General features: G+C 37.4%; 20 protein-coding genes. 18 read left to right on the top strand and 2 right to left on the bottom strand.

Annotation, left to right across the window (positions count from 1 at the left end; all coding sequences use genetic code 11):
- Window positions 1–2 precede the first annotated feature (2 nt).
- The gene (locus O3642_RS06030) at window positions 3–194 is read right to left on the bottom strand and encodes a hypothetical protein (protein ID WP_371605600.1); all 192 of its coding nucleotides are present in this window, start codon (window positions 192–194) and stop codon (window positions 3–5) included.
- A gap of 154 nt (window positions 195–348) precedes the next feature.
- Window positions 349–711, bottom strand: coding sequence for a hypothetical protein (locus O3642_RS06025; protein WP_371605599.1), 363 nt, complete (start codon window positions 709–711; stop codon window positions 349–351).
- Between the two features lie 320 nt (window positions 712–1,031).
- On the opposite strand from O3642_RS06025, the gene O3642_RS06020 reads away from it, so the two are divergent.
- The 18 genes from O3642_RS06020 (at window position 1,032) to O3642_RS05935 (ending at window position 15,903) form a co-directional block, all read left to right on the top strand.
- On the top strand, window positions 1,032–3,191 hold the full coding sequence (locus tag O3642_RS06020; RefSeq protein WP_371605598.1) for an AAA family ATPase: 2,160 nt from the start codon (window positions 1,032–1,034) through the stop codon (window positions 3,189–3,191).
- On the top strand, window positions 3,188–4,234 hold the full coding sequence (mcrC, locus tag O3642_RS06015; protein ID WP_371605597.1) for a 5-methylcytosine-specific restriction endonuclease system specificity protein McrC: 1,047 nt from the start codon (window positions 3,188–3,190) through the stop codon (window positions 4,232–4,234). Before O3642_RS06020 ends, mcrC begins: the two co-directional genes overlap by 4 nt.
- A gap of 48 nt (window positions 4,235–4,282) precedes the next feature.
- Entirely contained in the window at window positions 4,283–5,185 is a 903-nt protein-coding gene (locus O3642_RS06010) for a helix-turn-helix domain-containing protein (protein ID WP_371605596.1), read from the top strand.
- 60 nt (window positions 5,186–5,245) lie between these two features.
- Complete coding sequence (locus O3642_RS06005) at window positions 5,246–5,485, top strand: hypothetical protein (RefSeq protein ID WP_117644820.1); 240 nt, start codon at window positions 5,246–5,248, stop codon at window positions 5,483–5,485.
- Window positions 5,486–5,536: 51 nt separating this feature from the next.
- Window positions 5,537–5,953: a hypothetical protein gene (locus O3642_RS06000; RefSeq protein ID WP_371605595.1), complete on the top strand. Its 417-nt coding sequence runs from the start codon at window positions 5,537–5,539 to the stop codon at window positions 5,951–5,953.
- 67 nt (window positions 5,954–6,020) lie between these two features.
- Complete coding sequence (locus O3642_RS05995) at window positions 6,021–6,608, top strand: SMI1/KNR4 family protein (RefSeq protein ID WP_371605594.1); 588 nt, start codon at window positions 6,021–6,023, stop codon at window positions 6,606–6,608.
- Window positions 6,609–7,102: 494 nt separating this feature from the next.
- Window positions 7,103–7,414 (top strand): hypothetical protein, encoded by a 312-nt coding sequence (locus tag O3642_RS05990; RefSeq protein ID WP_155127034.1) that lies wholly within the window; start codon window positions 7,103–7,105, stop codon window positions 7,412–7,414.
- Between the two features lie 300 nt (window positions 7,415–7,714).
- Window positions 7,715–8,161, top strand: coding sequence for a LytTR family DNA-binding domain-containing protein (locus O3642_RS05985; RefSeq protein WP_003004160.1), 447 nt, complete (start codon window positions 7,715–7,717; stop codon window positions 8,159–8,161).
- Between the two features lie 4 nt (window positions 8,162–8,165).
- Window positions 8,166–8,861, top strand: a complete 696-nt coding sequence (locus O3642_RS05980) for a hypothetical protein (protein ID WP_070449818.1) — start codon at window positions 8,166–8,168, stop codon at window positions 8,859–8,861.
- A gap of 118 nt (window positions 8,862–8,979) precedes the next feature.
- On the top strand, window positions 8,980–9,168 hold the full coding sequence (gene rpmB, locus O3642_RS05975; RefSeq protein WP_001140948.1) for a 50S ribosomal protein L28: 189 nt from the start codon (window positions 8,980–8,982) through the stop codon (window positions 9,166–9,168).
- Between the two features lie 142 nt (window positions 9,169–9,310).
- Complete coding sequence (locus O3642_RS05970; RefSeq protein ID WP_003004393.1) at window positions 9,311–9,676, top strand: Asp23/Gls24 family envelope stress response protein; 366 nt, start codon at window positions 9,311–9,313, stop codon at window positions 9,674–9,676.
- Between the two features lie 2 nt (window positions 9,677–9,678).
- The gene (locus tag O3642_RS05965; protein WP_371605593.1) at window positions 9,679–11,343 is read left to right on the top strand and encodes a DAK2 domain-containing protein; all 1,665 of its coding nucleotides are present in this window, start codon (window positions 9,679–9,681) and stop codon (window positions 11,341–11,343) included.
- A gap of 284 nt (window positions 11,344–11,627) precedes the next feature.
- Window positions 11,628–12,182 carry an SP0191 family lipoprotein gene (locus tag O3642_RS05960; protein WP_371605592.1) on the top strand — a complete coding sequence of 185 codons (555 nt, stop codon included), beginning with the start codon at window positions 11,628–11,630 and terminating at the stop codon, window positions 12,180–12,182.
- A 135-nt stretch (window positions 12,183–12,317) separates the two neighbouring features.
- On the top strand, window positions 12,318–12,509 hold the full coding sequence (locus O3642_RS05955) for a hypothetical protein (protein WP_223141338.1): 192 nt from the start codon (window positions 12,318–12,320) through the stop codon (window positions 12,507–12,509).
- Window positions 12,510–12,581: 72 nt separating this feature from the next.
- Window positions 12,582–13,499, top strand: coding sequence for an ABC transporter ATP-binding protein (locus O3642_RS05950; protein ID WP_371605591.1), 918 nt, complete (start codon window positions 12,582–12,584; stop codon window positions 13,497–13,499).
- Complete coding sequence (locus O3642_RS05945) at window positions 13,468–14,208, top strand: ABC transporter permease (RefSeq protein ID WP_371605590.1); 741 nt, start codon at window positions 13,468–13,470, stop codon at window positions 14,206–14,208. Before O3642_RS05950 ends, O3642_RS05945 begins: the two co-directional genes overlap by 32 nt.
- Before the next feature lie 26 nt (window positions 14,209–14,234).
- Window positions 14,235–15,302 (top strand): histidine kinase, encoded by a 1,068-nt coding sequence (locus tag O3642_RS05940; protein ID WP_371605589.1) that lies wholly within the window; start codon window positions 14,235–14,237, stop codon window positions 15,300–15,302.
- Between the two features lies 1 nt (window position 15,303).
- Window positions 15,304–15,903 carry a response regulator transcription factor gene (locus tag O3642_RS05935; protein WP_003013932.1) on the top strand — a complete coding sequence of 200 codons (600 nt, stop codon included), beginning with the start codon at window positions 15,304–15,306 and terminating at the stop codon, window positions 15,901–15,903.
- Window positions 15,904–16,036 lie beyond the last annotated feature (133 nt).

Here is a 16,036-nt window from a genome sequence, read left to right as displayed (position 1 = left end):
TTTTAAAACACTCTATCCATATTTGGATAGGGTTTTTTACTATTCATCACACGTTCCAAACATTCAATGCTCGATTGTAAATGAAACATTTCATATTTCCTATCTTCTTCATCTTGTGCATTCCATAGTCCTTCTAAGTGTCTCTTTATATGCCAGATAGCTCTTTTAATATTTTCTTCTTTTATATTATTCATGAATCAATTATATTATAAAGTACTGTATAATTTTTTGATTTAACTATTTGGTAAGAAATATAAACTATTTGGTACAAGTTGATAAGTCCAAAATAGAGAAATCATCTATAATGCACTAAAATACACCTATTCAGTAAAATAGGTGTATACGATGTTATTTGTAACCAAATTCTTTGAGAGCTTTCTCATAGGCACTGCTCCCCTTTAAGTAGTAGTCGTGTTTCATTCCACTAATATCAACAGAAAATACCCCATCTTTAAACGAATATTCTTCTGTCATTTTTGCAATATCTTGTCCAGTTAACTCAATGGTTTTCTTTTGTTTATCAATCTTAAAGTTATCGGCCTCTCCATGTTCAATGGAACCTTTATCACCTTTTATAGTGAATGCTAGCTCGTTTCTTTCACTTGATACCCAATAATATTCTCCATCCAAGGACTGTTGATTGCTATTAGAACATGCAATTAACATCACTGCCATTATTGAAAGTAGCAAAACACTTATAAATTTTTTCATATCTTTCGCCTCCTTTTGTAATATTATTTTACCAAAATAATATTACAAAAATGTGTCAATGTCTGTTATAATAGAAATTCAACAAAATGTCTGTTATAACAGCAAATATATATTTTTCCGAAAAAGAGTCGTTTTTCGGAAAGATATACAGGATTATTGCTTAATAAAACGATGTGATTGAACAACAAAAAGGCTTCTTTCGAATGAGGGAAGCTATTTTATTGGTTGGAAATGTAAGTGCTTTCGTGGTATACTAATACTTAGTAAAATTATAGGTATCAAATAAAATTTGTAAATTTAGATGTAGAAAGTAAATCAATATGAATACAGTAGATCAATTTTTATGGGTAGATTTTTATCAAGAGTTTGCAAAAAAACTAGTGGATTATAAAGATAATAGAGCAGAACTGATAAAGAAGCTCAAGGAAATTTATAAGTTAACAGGATTTTCAATGCCAACGTTGGAAAAGGAAAATAATCTGGTTGATATTGATCCCTTTACTGTGTTTGGCTTATTTAATAAGAAATTAACTAATAGAAACCGAATTAAAATTCTAGAAATAGTAGCAAAGTTATTCGATTTGAAAAGTAAGGTACCAACTTCCTTTGATGGACTTCCCGTATTAAATAACCAGAATGCAACATACTACCGTTTTATTGATGAAAGAAATGTTAGGGACATTGATGATTTGTGGTCACTATTTATTTCAGCATTAGAATATGACAAGGACCCTAGTAGTGAAAACAAGGAGAAATTTTCGCATTATTTTGATATTGTCAATAACCAAAAAGGAAATGGCAATAGCAAGATAACTATGGGCTTATATTGGATCGCTTCAGATACTTTTTTGAATCTAGATAAGCGAAATCAATGGTATATTTTAGAATCAGGGGAAATCCCTTCAGAAATAATAGAAAGTTTACCGAGTATTGATTCAAAAATATCCTCTGCCAAATATTTCAAGATAATTGAAGTAATGAAAGATTACTTAAACAGATCGAAATCTCAATTCAATAATTTTAAGGAATTATCTTTAGAAGCATGGAATTATTCTGAAATAGTAAATAAAGAAATTCGAGAAACAAAAAGGGAGGAAGTACATTCTACTAGTATGACCGATGAATCTTCTAATGTTCAATTTTGGATATATGCTCCTGGGGAAAATTCTTTTATGTGGGAAGAGTTTTATAAACTCGGAATCATCGGAATTGGTTGGGATGCTATGGGGGATCTACGTCTATATCAATCGAGAAATGAGATGATAGACATGATGAGGTCAATCAATAATAACAATAATGCTTATACTAATGATTCACTAGCAACTTGGCAGTTTGTTCGTGATGTAAAGGTTGGGGACGTCATATTAGTAAAAAAAGGACTAACTAAATTAGTTGGAAGAGGAGTAGTTACTTCGGAATATATTTATAATCTGGAAGCTGATAATTTTAAACATCAACACCATGTGAAGTGGACTCATAAGGGAGAGTGGCCTTATCCTGGTAAAGCACCAATGAAAACCTTAACTAATATTACCAATAAAAGTGATCTGATAGAGAAATTAAATAACATTTTTGGTGATCAACAAACAAAAGAACTCAGACAAACAGAGGAGAGGATATCTTCTTCATATACAAAAGGGGATTTTCTTCAAGATATTTATATGTCTGAAGAAGAATATGAAAAATTAAAAACTATTCTAAACTATAAGAAGAATGTCATTTTGCAAGGAGCTCCGGGAGTAGGTAAAACATATACAGCAGAACGATTAGCTTATTCTCTTATGGGAGAAAAAAATCTTGAGAGAGTTATGATGGTTCAGTTCCATCAAAGCTACTCGTATGAAGATTTCATTATGGGATTTAGACCTTCTGATAATGGATTTGAATTAAGGAAAGGCGCATTCTATAATTTCTGTAAAAAAGCAGAACTAGACGCTTGTAATGATTATTTCTTTATCATTGATGAAATTAATCGTGGAAATTTAAGTAAGATTTTCGGTGAACTATTCATGCTAATTGAGAATGATAAAAGAGGGGCTTCATTGCAACTTGTTTACTCAGATGAAAAGTTTTCTATTCCAGAAAATCTATATATCATTGGTATGATGAACACTGCAGATAGAAGTTTAGCTATGCTAGACTATGCTTTGAGAAGAAGGTTTGCATTCTTTGAATTACAGCCAGGATTTGACACAGATGGATTTAAAACCTATCAATCAATTATAAACAGTAGAAAGTTGGATAATTTGATTGCTTGTGTGAAAAATCTAAATTATGCTATTGCTACAGATGAGAGCTTAGGCGAAGGATTTTGTATAGGTCATAGTTATTTTTGCAATTTAACGCCAGAAAGTGTGAATGCTCAGGTAATTTCTAATATTGTAGAGTATGAACTTATACCTTTATTAAAAGAATATTGGTTTGATGAACCAACTCTGGTGAGAGAATGGAGCGAAAGCTTGAGGAGCGCAATTAAGTGATACCAATTAAGAATGTCTATTATATGCTAACTTATGCTTTCAGTGTTCTAAAAGGACAAGGCTATAAAAAACTCTCTACAGAAGAGTTTCAAAACACTGCGGACCTGATGAGTGCTATCTTAGTTAAGGCAATTGCAATTCAACTTAAGAGAGGTTTAGAGAAAAAGTATATCCCTAAAACCGAGGAAATCACGACGTTGAGAGGAAAAATAGAAATTGGAGAATCATTGAAGTCCCAAAGTTCCATCAGAAAAAGAGTAGTGTGCTCTTATGAAGAATTTTCGATTGACAATACAATGAATCGTATCATTAAGTCTACGATGTGTCTTCTTTTAAAATCTGATATTCCTAAAAAACGAAAAAAAGAATTACGGAAATTATTGGTTTTTTTCAATGAAGTTGAATGCATTGATTTGAATAAAGTAAATTGGAAGTTTCAATACAATAGGAATAATCAATCCTATAGAATGATGATTTCTATTTGTTATTTGGTTGTGAAGGGACTCCTACAGACGACGTCAGATGGTCAGATGAAACTAATGGATTTTCTTGATGAACAAAGAATGAATCGACTATATGAAAAATTTATTCTTGAATATTATAAAAAGCATTACCCTAAGCTAAATGCAAATGCCTCTCAGATACCGTGGGCCCTTGACGACGGGGATGGCGATTTGTTGCCCATTATGCAGAGTGACATTCAACTTCAAAAAGAGAATTCTATTTTGATTATTGATGCAAAATATTATTCACGGACTACTCAAATGCGTTTTGATAAGTACACTATTCGTTCCAATAACCTTTATCAGATATTCACATATGTGAAAAATAGCGAGTATCAATTTGATAAAAGCAAATATACGGTATCAGGGATGTTACTATATGCTAAAACAGATGAACAGATTCAGCCAGATAATATTTATCAAATTCATGGGAATCAGATTAGTGTTCGAACATTAGACTTGGAACGCTCATTTGACGAAATCGCGGGCCAGTTAGATTCAATAGTCTTGTTTCATTTTGGAAAGATTCAAAAGAAGTAGATAAGTATTGAAATATAAGGAAGATTAAAAAATCTAAGGAATACGATGATGGATAGATTATCTAATAACATAAAAAGTTTAAGAAAAAGTATGGGTGAGTCTCAAGAAGAGTTAGCTTACTCTATTGATCTAAATAGTAAAAGCGCAATTGCAAATTGGGAGAGTGGAATAAATAGACCTTCGCCAGAAAACTTAAAGAAAATAGCAGCTCACTACAGAGTTACAGTTGATCAGTTGTTAGGGGGAGATTTAGGTACAGATTTTTCAATGGTAAAAATGTTAAATAATTTGAGTAAAAGTGATAATTACGATTATTTCCATTCATTTTTATGTTTGTTTCCAATTGCAGATTTTAAAAAAGAAGAAGAGTTATATCCAAAATTAGTTGATGCAAAAAATTTTCACAAAGAGTGTTTTGAATGTTTAAAAAATCAAGATGAAAATTATCATATTTATCTGACTAAAGCAATAGAAGTTTATGGAGAATTAGAAAAAGATGAATGTATTTCTGCAAAAGCAAATGGATTAAGTCTACTTATTTTATGGTTGATAATGGTAAAAGGCTGCATTGACTTAGATGGTATTGATGAATGCTTTGTCATTAAAAATGAGAAAAAAAGGAGGAAAGAAATTAAACGTTTTATTTCAGAAAATCTCTTGAGTGGAGATACAAATAGTTCTGATGCATTTAAACAAATAGTATTTGAGGACTTCTATAAAGATATAATGGAAGAAATTATGGCGTTGAAAAGACATAAAAGTCTATTTCAATTAGGAGATTATTATCATTGTATACTGTATCTTTTTGATATTACCGATAATGACCTGGGCACTGCAATTAATCAACAAATTGGCTCAGCATTGTTATCTGATTTATCATTAATGAAAAATAAACATGTTAGTCGAATTAAATATTTTTCTAAAAAAATGGCAAAAGTTCACGATTGCTGAACGACAAAGAGCTGGTATTAGTGTATAATTTTAAAAAATTTAGAAAAGAGGTATTTCTTAATGGATTTTTTGGTTATACTCATAATTTTTCTACTCATCTTACTGCTTGTTTTAGCAATAAAAAAAGCAAGAGTTAATCATAGATTTACTCAATATATCATTGACAATGGAGGATATGAGATTGATTTTATAAAAAATAAAGAAATAAGCTTTTATGAATCTGTAAAATTGCTTAATAAAAAATATAAAATTGGTCTTGTGAATTCTTTTACAGTCGTGAACGAATTTAGAGAAAATTAACCATAAAAAATTAATCTGTAACAGAATATATTCGAAAAAGGATGACATAGAATGGTAATTAACTATACTGAATTAAAAAAGAATACTATTGCTTTTTCAAAAAAAGTGGGGAGTCAAATAGTTGATGGTGGAAAAAAATGTTGGAAATTTACTAAAGAAAATCCAGGAATTGTAATTGGAACTGGCATAGGAATAGTGGCAGCGGTTCTTGTATGTCGTGAAGGTTATAATTATGAAACAACTGAGGTATCAGAATATAACAGTATTTTTTTAGAAAGTGAAGCAGACAGCCTATTTCCTTCTATGAATGAAATAGAAAAAGAAAGTGAATTACGTAATTATCCTGAAAACAGAAAATCCCCAGTTACTCATTTATATAGATCTAATAAAGGAGATAATTTTGTTAGAGGAGGTACTGAGGAAGATAAGCGGCTATTTATAGAAGCCAATAAAAATTTATTTGAGTAGATTTATAGTTGAATTTGAATGTTATAACTTGGTATATTATTAAATAGAATCAAAAAAGGAGGTTCTTATGTGTATAGTTGACCAAGTTAAGAAAATAGCAACTTATATTTGTGAAGCTTTTGAAGACTGGGGTTTGGATGATCCTGTAGAAGAAGGATACCTGGAAGATTATCAGGAAATTTCTGGAGCATCTGAGGAGGAAATTCAGGAGTTTGAGAAGAGACTTGGAATTTCTCTCCCCGATGAACTTAAGGAAGTCTATCGCTACAAAAACGGTAGTAAATTCTTAGCAGTCTTACCCTGTGTGATTGACCAAAGAGAAATGGCTTTTTCTCTGATGAGTTTGCAGGAAATAGAAGTTGGGAAAAGATATTTTCAAAATAGGGATGCTCTGTTAACGGAATTTCCCGACTATTTTTCGAGCGAAGAAGTTGAAGAGATGCGTGATAGTAGAGTCAAACCCTATCTTTTTAATAAAAAATGGCTTCCTTTTGCGGAATATTGCGATTCTTGTTATCTCATGCTTGATTTTGATCCAGACCAGGAGGGGCAAGAAGGGCAGATTATTTGCTACATTCATGACCCTGATGAAATTATCTATGTGGCAAAAAGTTTTACGGAGCTGATTGAAGGGATAATGGAAGTGATCGTATAAAAGAGGGGAGTATATTCCCCTATTTAAAAAATATTGATTCAAATTTTATGAAATTAATCAGTAGATATCGTTCTGAAAAACCTTGATATTAGGCTGTTTTTAATTCAACTGAAACCCATACTTTCCAAACCAGGTTTTACGAAAAGTTTTATTTGTACCAAATTTGTACCAAATTTGTACCAAATTGAATTTTAGTCTATTTGTATATGAAATCTAATTTAGTTAAATTAGCTTTAAATTCGGTATATTATTGTTGAGTTTAGTTCGTCCAAACAACTAGAATGCTTGCAATCGGCATAGGAAGAAACGACTTTGAAGGAGCGAGACGACGAATGATGTTCATCACATATTCGTTCGGTCTCGTTTCTTTTTTTGACCGCATAGGCACCATTTTTGACCGCTTAGTCAAAAGTCCTTGTCTCCGTAGGAGCTCTCTGCTATCATAGAATCATCAAAGGAAGAAATACTTCCGAATAATCAAAATGAGGTATATGATGAAAAAATTACTTGGACTTGCATTGATTCTTGCTGCTCTTGCAGTTGTGGTAATGGGAATGGTTGGCTTTCCAAAGATCGATGTGAATATCTGGCCTTTGTTCCCTGTTCTCTTATTTGCTTTCTTTACACTTGAAAATCTCTTGAAAAAAGATTACAAGGCAAGTGTTATCTGCGCCTTGATCGCCTTTATGATCGCAAATGCGATTTACGATGTCCTGCCGGTTTCAAATGGTCTGGTCATCACAGCAGGTGTGCTCGCTTGCCTGGGTCTTAGTTTTCTTTTACCGGACAAGGAAAGCAATAAATAAAGAAAGGAGGCTGGGATAAAAATCCTAGCCTCTCAATTGTCTTTGGATTGTAGAGCAAGACGCAGTGGTTGAGTGGGCTCTACTACGCTGATTTCATCAGCTTATACAGCCCTACTCAACTGTGCGGAGGTGGGACGACGGAATCGAATTCTAACGAATTACCGATTTCTGTCCCACTCTCTTTTTTACTTCTCAAATACGACCTCTTGATGGGGAAAACGTGCCACTTACTGAAAAGCCCTTGTTTTGTTTTCAACAGCTGTTATAATGGTACTATCAAAACGTTTGGAAAGGAGTTTTATGAAAGTTAGAATCGAATTGGATCCATCAATGGATGAGCCTGAGATCTTGATTCGAGCTCCGCGCTTGACCCCGGAGTTGACCCAGCTGCAAGAGAGAATCTTAGAACAAAAGGTTGCTCCTTTAGCCTTCTACAAGGATCGAAGTGAGTATTTTCTAGATGTGGCATCGATCCTCTTTTTTGAGACGGACGGGGAGAAGATTTTTGGGCACACCAAGGACGAGGCCTATGAGGTCAAGCAGAAGCTCTATGAGTTGGAGGAGTTGCTTCCCATCGCCTTTTGTCGGATATCCAAATCCACCATTGTCAACGCCAAGCAGATCTACTCTCTGGAAAAGTCTTTTTCAGGGACCAGCACGGTCAATTTCTATCAGACCCATAAGCAGGTTCACGTATCCAGACGCTACTATCAACTCTTAAAAGAACGACTAAATGAAATGAGGTAATATCATGAGAAAAAAATTAATTGGAGTATTCTTAATCCTTTTAGCAGCCTTAATCCTCTTACAAGGCTATTTTGTAAAATGGGACATTAGCATCTGGACCTTAGCTTGGGTCACCTTGCTTGCAGTCCTATCCCTCTCTAGTTTCTTAAAACGCCATTTTGGTTGGGGCTTCATCTATGGACTTTTAGCCCTCTTTTGTCTCAATGGACAATACCATTTCCTTCCGGTGTCCAATTCAGTTGTCATCCTTTCCTCAATTCTCGCTGTGATTGGGCTCAATATTTTGTTTAAACCCTCTAAGAAAACAAAAGCCCGCCTAGCTTCCTATTCTGCTGGATCCATGAATAAGTCGGATGGCAATGACATCGATGTCACTTTTTCAACGGTGACAAAATATCTCAATGACCAACACTTTACCCACGGAAGTGCAGATGTAAGTATGGGAGAAGCATCGGTTTATTTTGATAATTGCCGGATTGAGGGTCCTTCTGCTCAGTTTGTTGTCGATGTTTCCCTTGGGAGTCTGAGCCTTTATGTACCAAGCGATTGGCGCGTCCATGTAAATGTGGATAATTCCCTCTCAGCGATCCAACATCAGGAAAATCCAAGTGCTCTGACAAGCAAGGATTTCTACATTACGGGCGATGTTTCCTTAGGAAATCTGGAAATTATCTATGTCGGAGCGAATTCGTTTTCTTAAGTCTGAAATGAAAAACTTTGGCCAAAAGCTTGCCAAGAGAGATTTTTTTTGATAATATAGTACGGTATGTGGTGCTAGCACATCCGTTATATTAGATCTAATAGGAGGAAACACAGAAATGGCTAAAGTATGTTATTTCACAGGTCGTAAGACTGTATCAGGTAACAACCGTTCACACGCTATGAACCAAACAAAACGTGCCGTAAAACCAAACCTTCAAAAAGTAACTGTCCTTATCGATGGTAAACCTAAAAAAGTTTGGGCTTCAGCTCGTGCATTGAAATCTGGTAAAGTAGAACGCGTTTAATAAAGAATATAGAACCTCATAGAGGTTCTTTTCTTTTTCTCTAGAGACAGCTGTCACAGCGGGAGAAGAATAGTCCCTACCCTTTTACAGCTGATCTCTTTTATGGTAAAATAGAATATAAAATACTTTTGAGGTAGAAATTATGACAGTAAAAATCAATACAAAGGACGGTCAAATTGAATTGACTGATGAGGTTATCGCAACTGTTGTAGGCGGTGCTGCTACTGAGATTTTCGGTGTGGTTGGAATGGCCAGCAAAAATGCGATCAAAGATAATTTCCAAGCCCTCCTAGGGAAAGAAAACTTCTCTAAAGGTGTTGTTGTCAAAACAACGGAAGCAGGAACTATCGCAGTTGATGTTTACACTGTTTTGAGCTATGGAACAAAGATTAGCGAAGTCTCAAAAAATATTCAAGAACGTGTGAAATTTAGTTTGGAAAATCAACTTGGAATCACTACGGATACTGTGAATGTCTATATTCAAAATATCAAGATTGTGGGAGAATAATCGTGGCTAATATTACTACAAGTTTATTTCAAGAAATGGTTCAAGCGGGGGCTACGCGCTTAAATAAACAAGCGGAATATGTAAACTCTTTGAACGTCTTTCCTGTACCAGATGGAGATACAGGGACTAATATGGGAATGACCATCGAAAATGGGGCCAAAGAAGTATCTGACCGTTCTGCATCAACTGTTGGAGAAGCAGCAGGAATCTTTGCTAAAGGTCTCTTGATGGGTGCGCGTGGGAACTCAGGAGTTATCACTTCTCAATTGTTCCGCGGATTTTCTCAAAGTGTCAAAGACAAAGAAGAATTGGATGGAGCAGCGCTTGCAGCAGCCTTCCAATCTGGGGTAGAAGTTGCTTATAAAGCCGTTATGAAGCCAGTTGAAGGGACTATTTTGACGGTTTCTCGTGGAGCAGCTATCGGGGCCAAGAAAAAAGCAGAATCTACCAACGATGCAGTAGAAGTCATGCGTGCCGCTCTTGAAGGAGCTAAGACTGCTCTTGCGAAGACTCCAGATATGTTGCCAGTCTTGAAAGAAGTTGGCGTGGTAGACTCTGGTGGTCAAGGTTTGGTCTTCATCTATGAAGGATTCTTGTCAGCCTTGACAGGTGAATTCATCGCTTCTGAAGAGTTCCAAGCAACACCTGCAACCATGTCAGAAATGATCAATGCAGAACACCACAAGTCAGTTGCTGGCCATGTCGCAACTGAAGACATCACCTTTGGTTACTGTACAGAAATCATGGTCGCTTTGAAACAAGGTCCAACCTATGTCAAAGACTTCGATTATGATGAGTTCCGTAACTATTTGAACAACCTTGGGGATTCCCTATTGGTGGTGAATGACGATGAGATTGTCAAAGTTCACGTCCATACAGAAGATCCAGGTCTTGTCATGCAAGAAGGTCTTAAGTACGGAAGCTTGGTCAAGGTGAAAGTCGACAACATGCGCAACCAACACGAAGCGCAAGTTGAAAAAGAAGAGCGTCAAGCGAAGCCAGTTGAAGAAAAAGAATATGCCATCATCGCAGTCGTTGCTGGTGACGGATTGGCTGATATCTTTAAAGCGCAAGGAGTTGATTACATCATCTCTGGTGGTCAAACCATGAACCCATCGACAGAAGACTTTGTCAAAGCGGTTGAAGAGTTGAATGCGCGCAACATCATTATCTTACCAAACAACAAAAATATCTTGATGGCCGCTCAATCTGCAGCAGAAGTGATTGATCAACCTGCAGCAGTTGTTGAGACCAAGACCATCCCTCAAGGATTGACCAGTCTTCTTGCCTTTGATGAAAGCAAGTCGATCGAAGAAAACTACGAACGCATGAGCGCTTCATTGGGCGATGTTGTGTCTGGTAGTGTGACGACAGCGGTTCGCGATACCACTATTGATGGGCTTGAAATCCATGAAAATGATAATCTTGGAATGGTCGATGGCAAAATCGTTGTTTCAAACCCAGATATGATGGAAACCTTGGAAGAAACATTCGCTCATATGTTGGACGAAGATAGTGAAATTGTGACCATCTATGTCGGTGAAGATGGCAGTGAAGAGTTGGCAAATGAATTGGCCCAAGTCCTTGCTGAGAAGTATGAGGATGTAGAAGTGGAAATCCACCAAGGTGGCCAACCAGTCTACCCATACTTGTTTAGTGTAGAATAATTGAACAGAAGGTTCCTTTCGGAACCTTTTTTTGTATATAGAAAAACGAGGAGATTCCCTATGAAATCAGTGTGATTCAAAGGGATTGAGACTGAAATGAACTCTCCACGGAGACTTTATTCGTGAGAAAAAGGAGTTTCTGCAAAAAGTCTCATATTCATCAGATTTTTATTCAAATTGAAGAGCTTGAAAAGAGGAGGAAATGGTTTGAGAAGTGGAGTTTTTAGACAAGAAAGACGCGATATGTTATACTGGTATCAGTATGTGAAAGGAGAGTTATAAAAATGAAGAAATTTTTTGTAACCCTTGGGCTAGCCATTTTGGTATTGACTGGTTGTTCGCAATCCCAAACAAAGAAAACTACAACCGCTAGCTCATCTAGCAGTTCCTCTGTTAAAAAAGAAGTAAAAAATGAAGAAAAAACCACAACCTTAGTAGGAGATATCAATGGAACAAAACACCGGGATATCATCAAATCTAAGGGAGATAAGGTTGAAAACCTTCGCATCGAAGTGACAGCTGATCTGCCCAAACAACTTGGGACCATTGCAGCAGAGAAATCACCTGAAGAACTTACAGCAGCCATTCAAGCTTTGTTGGAACAAAACGAAGACTACAAGAAGTTAAAAACTGTTCCTGGTTTTAGTTTGGAGTATACAATCACGCCAGAGAAAAAATTGCTCTCAACTAGTGTGATTGACATCAACCTAATTGACGCCAAGTCTCTAGAAGAAATTTCTTACTTTAAAGATGCCGGTCTCAATAACTTGAAGAATATGAAGGCAGATGCCTTGGTCAAGGCCTTGAAATTGCATGGCATGAAAGAAGAAGGTCAGTAAGAAGAATAGAAAAAGTCGAGTGAAGTCACTTGGCTTTTTTTAGTGACTTTTGTCATGTGAGCCAGTGACAAAATTATCTAGTGGCTGTTATTTTCTTTCGCTATAATATAGTCAGAAAGTAAGAGGTAAGGAAAAATGAAACAATGGATCTATAAAGTATTTACGTTAACAGTGGTGGGAATGGTCATCTATTTGATCTTTTCAAAGGATGATAGCCTCTATTACCATTTCCCTTGGGAATTATTTGCTGGGCTTGGTATCATGAGCTGGGCGGTTCAAGAAGGATTGAAAATGATCAAGTCTGTTAAAAAGGAAATGGAGCAATGAAACAAACGGGAGTGACCTTGGTTGTTTTTGTCATCATTCTGGCCGTTTAAGGCTGCTTGAAAGGAGAGTATCATGAGCGTCATTAGAGTAGAGAACTTGAACAAAAGTATCAGAGGAAAGGTGATCCTAGAAGATCTTTCTTTCACAGTGGAATGGGGGGATTGTCTGGCCTTGATTGGGCCAAACGGAGCTGGGAAAACAAGTTTGATGAACTGTCTTCTGGGAGATATGAAGGCGACTTTTGGGATTATTGAAGTAGAGGGGAAGGCACCTGGTCATCCTCAGTTAAAGGCTAGTGTGTCCTATCTCCCTCAAGAGAATGCCATCGTTCAAAAGTTAACCGTGCAGGAACTGATCAACTTCTTTCGCTCTATTTATCCCCAACCCTTAACAGGGGAAGAAATTGATGATTTATTACGTTTTAGCTCAGAACAAAAGAAACAATTGGCTAGTAAGTTGTCTGGTGGTCAAAAGCGCCTCTTATCCTTTGTTCTAACCTTGATTGGTCGTCCTAGCTTACTTTTCTTAGATGAGCCAACTGCGGGAATGGATACGTCCACTCGCCAACGCTTCTGGGAGATTGTTGGGCATTTAAAGGAAGAGGGTGTGACCATTGTCTATTCTTCCCATTACATCGAGGAAGTAGAGCATACAGCTGATCGGATTCTAGTCTTGCATCAGGGGCATTTACTTCGGGATACAACGCCTCTCGCTATGAGAAGCGAAGAGGTAGAAAAACATTTCACCTTGCCTTTGCGCTACCAAGCTCTAGCAGCAGAGATGGAAGGTGTTAGTGAAGTAATCATTAAACCCGATGCTCTTCAGATTGTGACACGTGATGCCAATCGTTTGTGGACTCGATTACAAGAAGAAGGATGTTCGATCCAAGAAATCGAAGTAAGCAATCGAAGTTTATTGGATTCTATTTTTGAAAATACAAAGGAAGTAGGTAGAGAAGATGAAACGCATGAAAGCTCTCGGCGTGGTTGAGTGGCATTTGACCAGTCGCCAAGCTATTTATTACTTGTTATCAATTGGGATGCCCACGGCCTTTTATCTCTTCTTTTCAGGGATGTACCAGGACACGCCAGGGGCCCCCGCTCACTTTATGAGGGATTATCTCCTCTCCATGACGGCTTTTTCCATGATGTCTACGGCTCTATTTTCTTTTCCAACGGTTCTTGAAACCGATCGACTCAATAATTGGCAAAAAGTCTTGCGCCATACCCCCGTATCTATGGTAGAATATTATCTAATAAAGGTTGTGGGTCTTTTTGTCGATTTTCTCATATCGATTGGAGTTGTCTTTACCGTGGGCCATGTGGTGCGGCATGTGAATATGTCCCTACAGAATTGGGTCTTGTCGGCCTTTATTCTCATCCTAGGAAGTCTAGCGTTTGTGGCTCTCGGTCTGGTCTTGACCCTGCTTCCTTCTAGTCAATTGATGTCTGTTGTAGGTAATCTCCTTTACATGGGACTGGCTGTCATGGGTGGCCTTTGGATGCCCATTAGCCTCTTTCCAGAATGGATGCAAGCCATCGGCAAATGCCTTCCAACCTATCAATTGATGGAACTGATTAAGACCTTTTTAAACAAGGGACAGGTCAATGTCTTTGCGAGTGTCTATTTAACCTTGTTTAGCCTGGCCTTGTTTGCCCTTGTTATTGTCTATCGTCGTCATTCTGAGGTTCGTTCATGATTGAAAAACTCAAACATATTCACCATATGTTTTACGTAGGCTTAATCTTTATGGCCTTTCCCTTTGCTTCTATTTTCTTAGGGCAGATTCCCTGGTGGCATTTCTTTTTAGCCATCTTCTTTATGATAAGCTATCTAGGAATCCTCATTACTGAAAATAAGAAACTGACCTGGCTTTTTTGGATTTATCTTCTGCTGTATATTGCAGGAAATACCTTTTTTGTTGGAACTAGCTTTTGTTGGTTTTACTATTATCTGAGCAATATTTTGATCTATCGTTTTGGGATTCGCGATTTTCGCTCGCCCTTTCTTTGGACGGCTGTTGGATCACTACTGATCCTTTTTGGAGCGCTATTATTTAATAGGGAGATGAGAGAAAATGATTGGCTTTTTGTCCTGATCGTCTCTTTGTTTATCGCGGTTATGACCTTTAGTATGGTTCGGATGGAGATGATGGAAGAGTTGAAAGCTGACCATGCCAAGCAAAACGCCCAGATCAATCTCTTGCTGGCAGAAAACGAGCGCCATCGGATTGGTCGTGATCTGCATGACAGTCTAGGACACACCTTTGCCATGCTCAGTGTCAAGGCGGACCTAGCTGATCAATTCTTAGCATTGGGTCAGGTTGAGAAGGCCCAGGAACAGGTGCAAGAGATTCAAGCCATCAGTCAAGAGTCCATGCACCAAGTCCGAGAGATTGTCGAGAACTTGAAGCAGCGAACCTTGGCAAGAGAGCTAGAAACCGTCAAGCAAATGCTGGAAGTGGCGCAAGTAAAAGTGGAGATTCAAAACGAGCTTGATACAGCCAGCATCTCGCCGATCCTAGAATCTGCTCTGGCTATGGTATCTCTAGAATTAGCTACCAATATGATCAAACACGCTAAAGCGACGCAAGCTCTCCTCTCTTATCGCTCCACCGAGACAGGAGTGGAAATGGTCGCAGAAGACAATGGAATTGGCTTTGACAAAGTTTCCGACAAGGACCTGCACTCGATTCGCGAACGGATTGCCTTGTTGGGAGGAGAGCTGGAGATCAGTCAACAACACAAGCCGACCTGGATAGAAATACGGATCCCCTATCAAGAAAGGAAATAAGATGCGCTTATTAGTTGCTGAAGACCAAAGTATGTTGCGCGATGCTCTCTGCCAGCTCTTGCTCCTGCAAGAGGATGTGGAAGATGTCTTGCAGGCAGGCGATGGACAAGAGGCCATTCGTTTACTCGAAACACATCCAGTCGATATTGCGATTTTAGATATCGAAATGCCCATTAAAACAGGGTTAGAAGTGTTGGAGTGGGCTAAACGTCAACAACCCCAGATCAAGGTCGTCATCGTTACCACCTTTAAGCGGCCGGGCTATTTCGAGCGGGCTCTCAAGGCTGGAGTCGATGCTTATGTCTTAAAAGAACGCCGCATCACAGATTTGATGGCGACTCTTCATGCAGTATTAGCAGGGCAAAAAGAATATTCGCCTGAATTAATGGAAGGGATCTTGACCCATCCCAATCCTCTAAGCCCTCAAGAAAAGGCAGTTTTAAAAGAAGTCGCAAAAGGGGCTTCTAACCAAGAAATTGCTGATCGCTTATTTCTCTCAAACGGGACCATCCGCAATTATATGTCAGCCATTCTGACCAAATTGGATGCGGAAAACCGGACTGAGGCAGCTAAAATTGCCCAAGAAAAGGGTTGGTTATAAGGAAGAAAAGTTTCTAGGAGTTCCTAGGGACTTTTTTTGTGATAGATGTAGCATTTTTAGAAAAACTCTCATTCTTCGGATTTGGATAGAAAATTCAGAAAATTTACTATTTTTCCTTGAAATATTTTCTAAA

Source organism: Streptococcus sp. 27098_8_66 (assembly GCF_041431945.1).
Lineage (GTDB): Bacteria > Bacillota > Bacilli > Lactobacillales > Streptococcaceae > Streptococcus > Streptococcus dentalis.
This window is presented reverse-complemented; position numbering and strand designations above follow the sequence as displayed.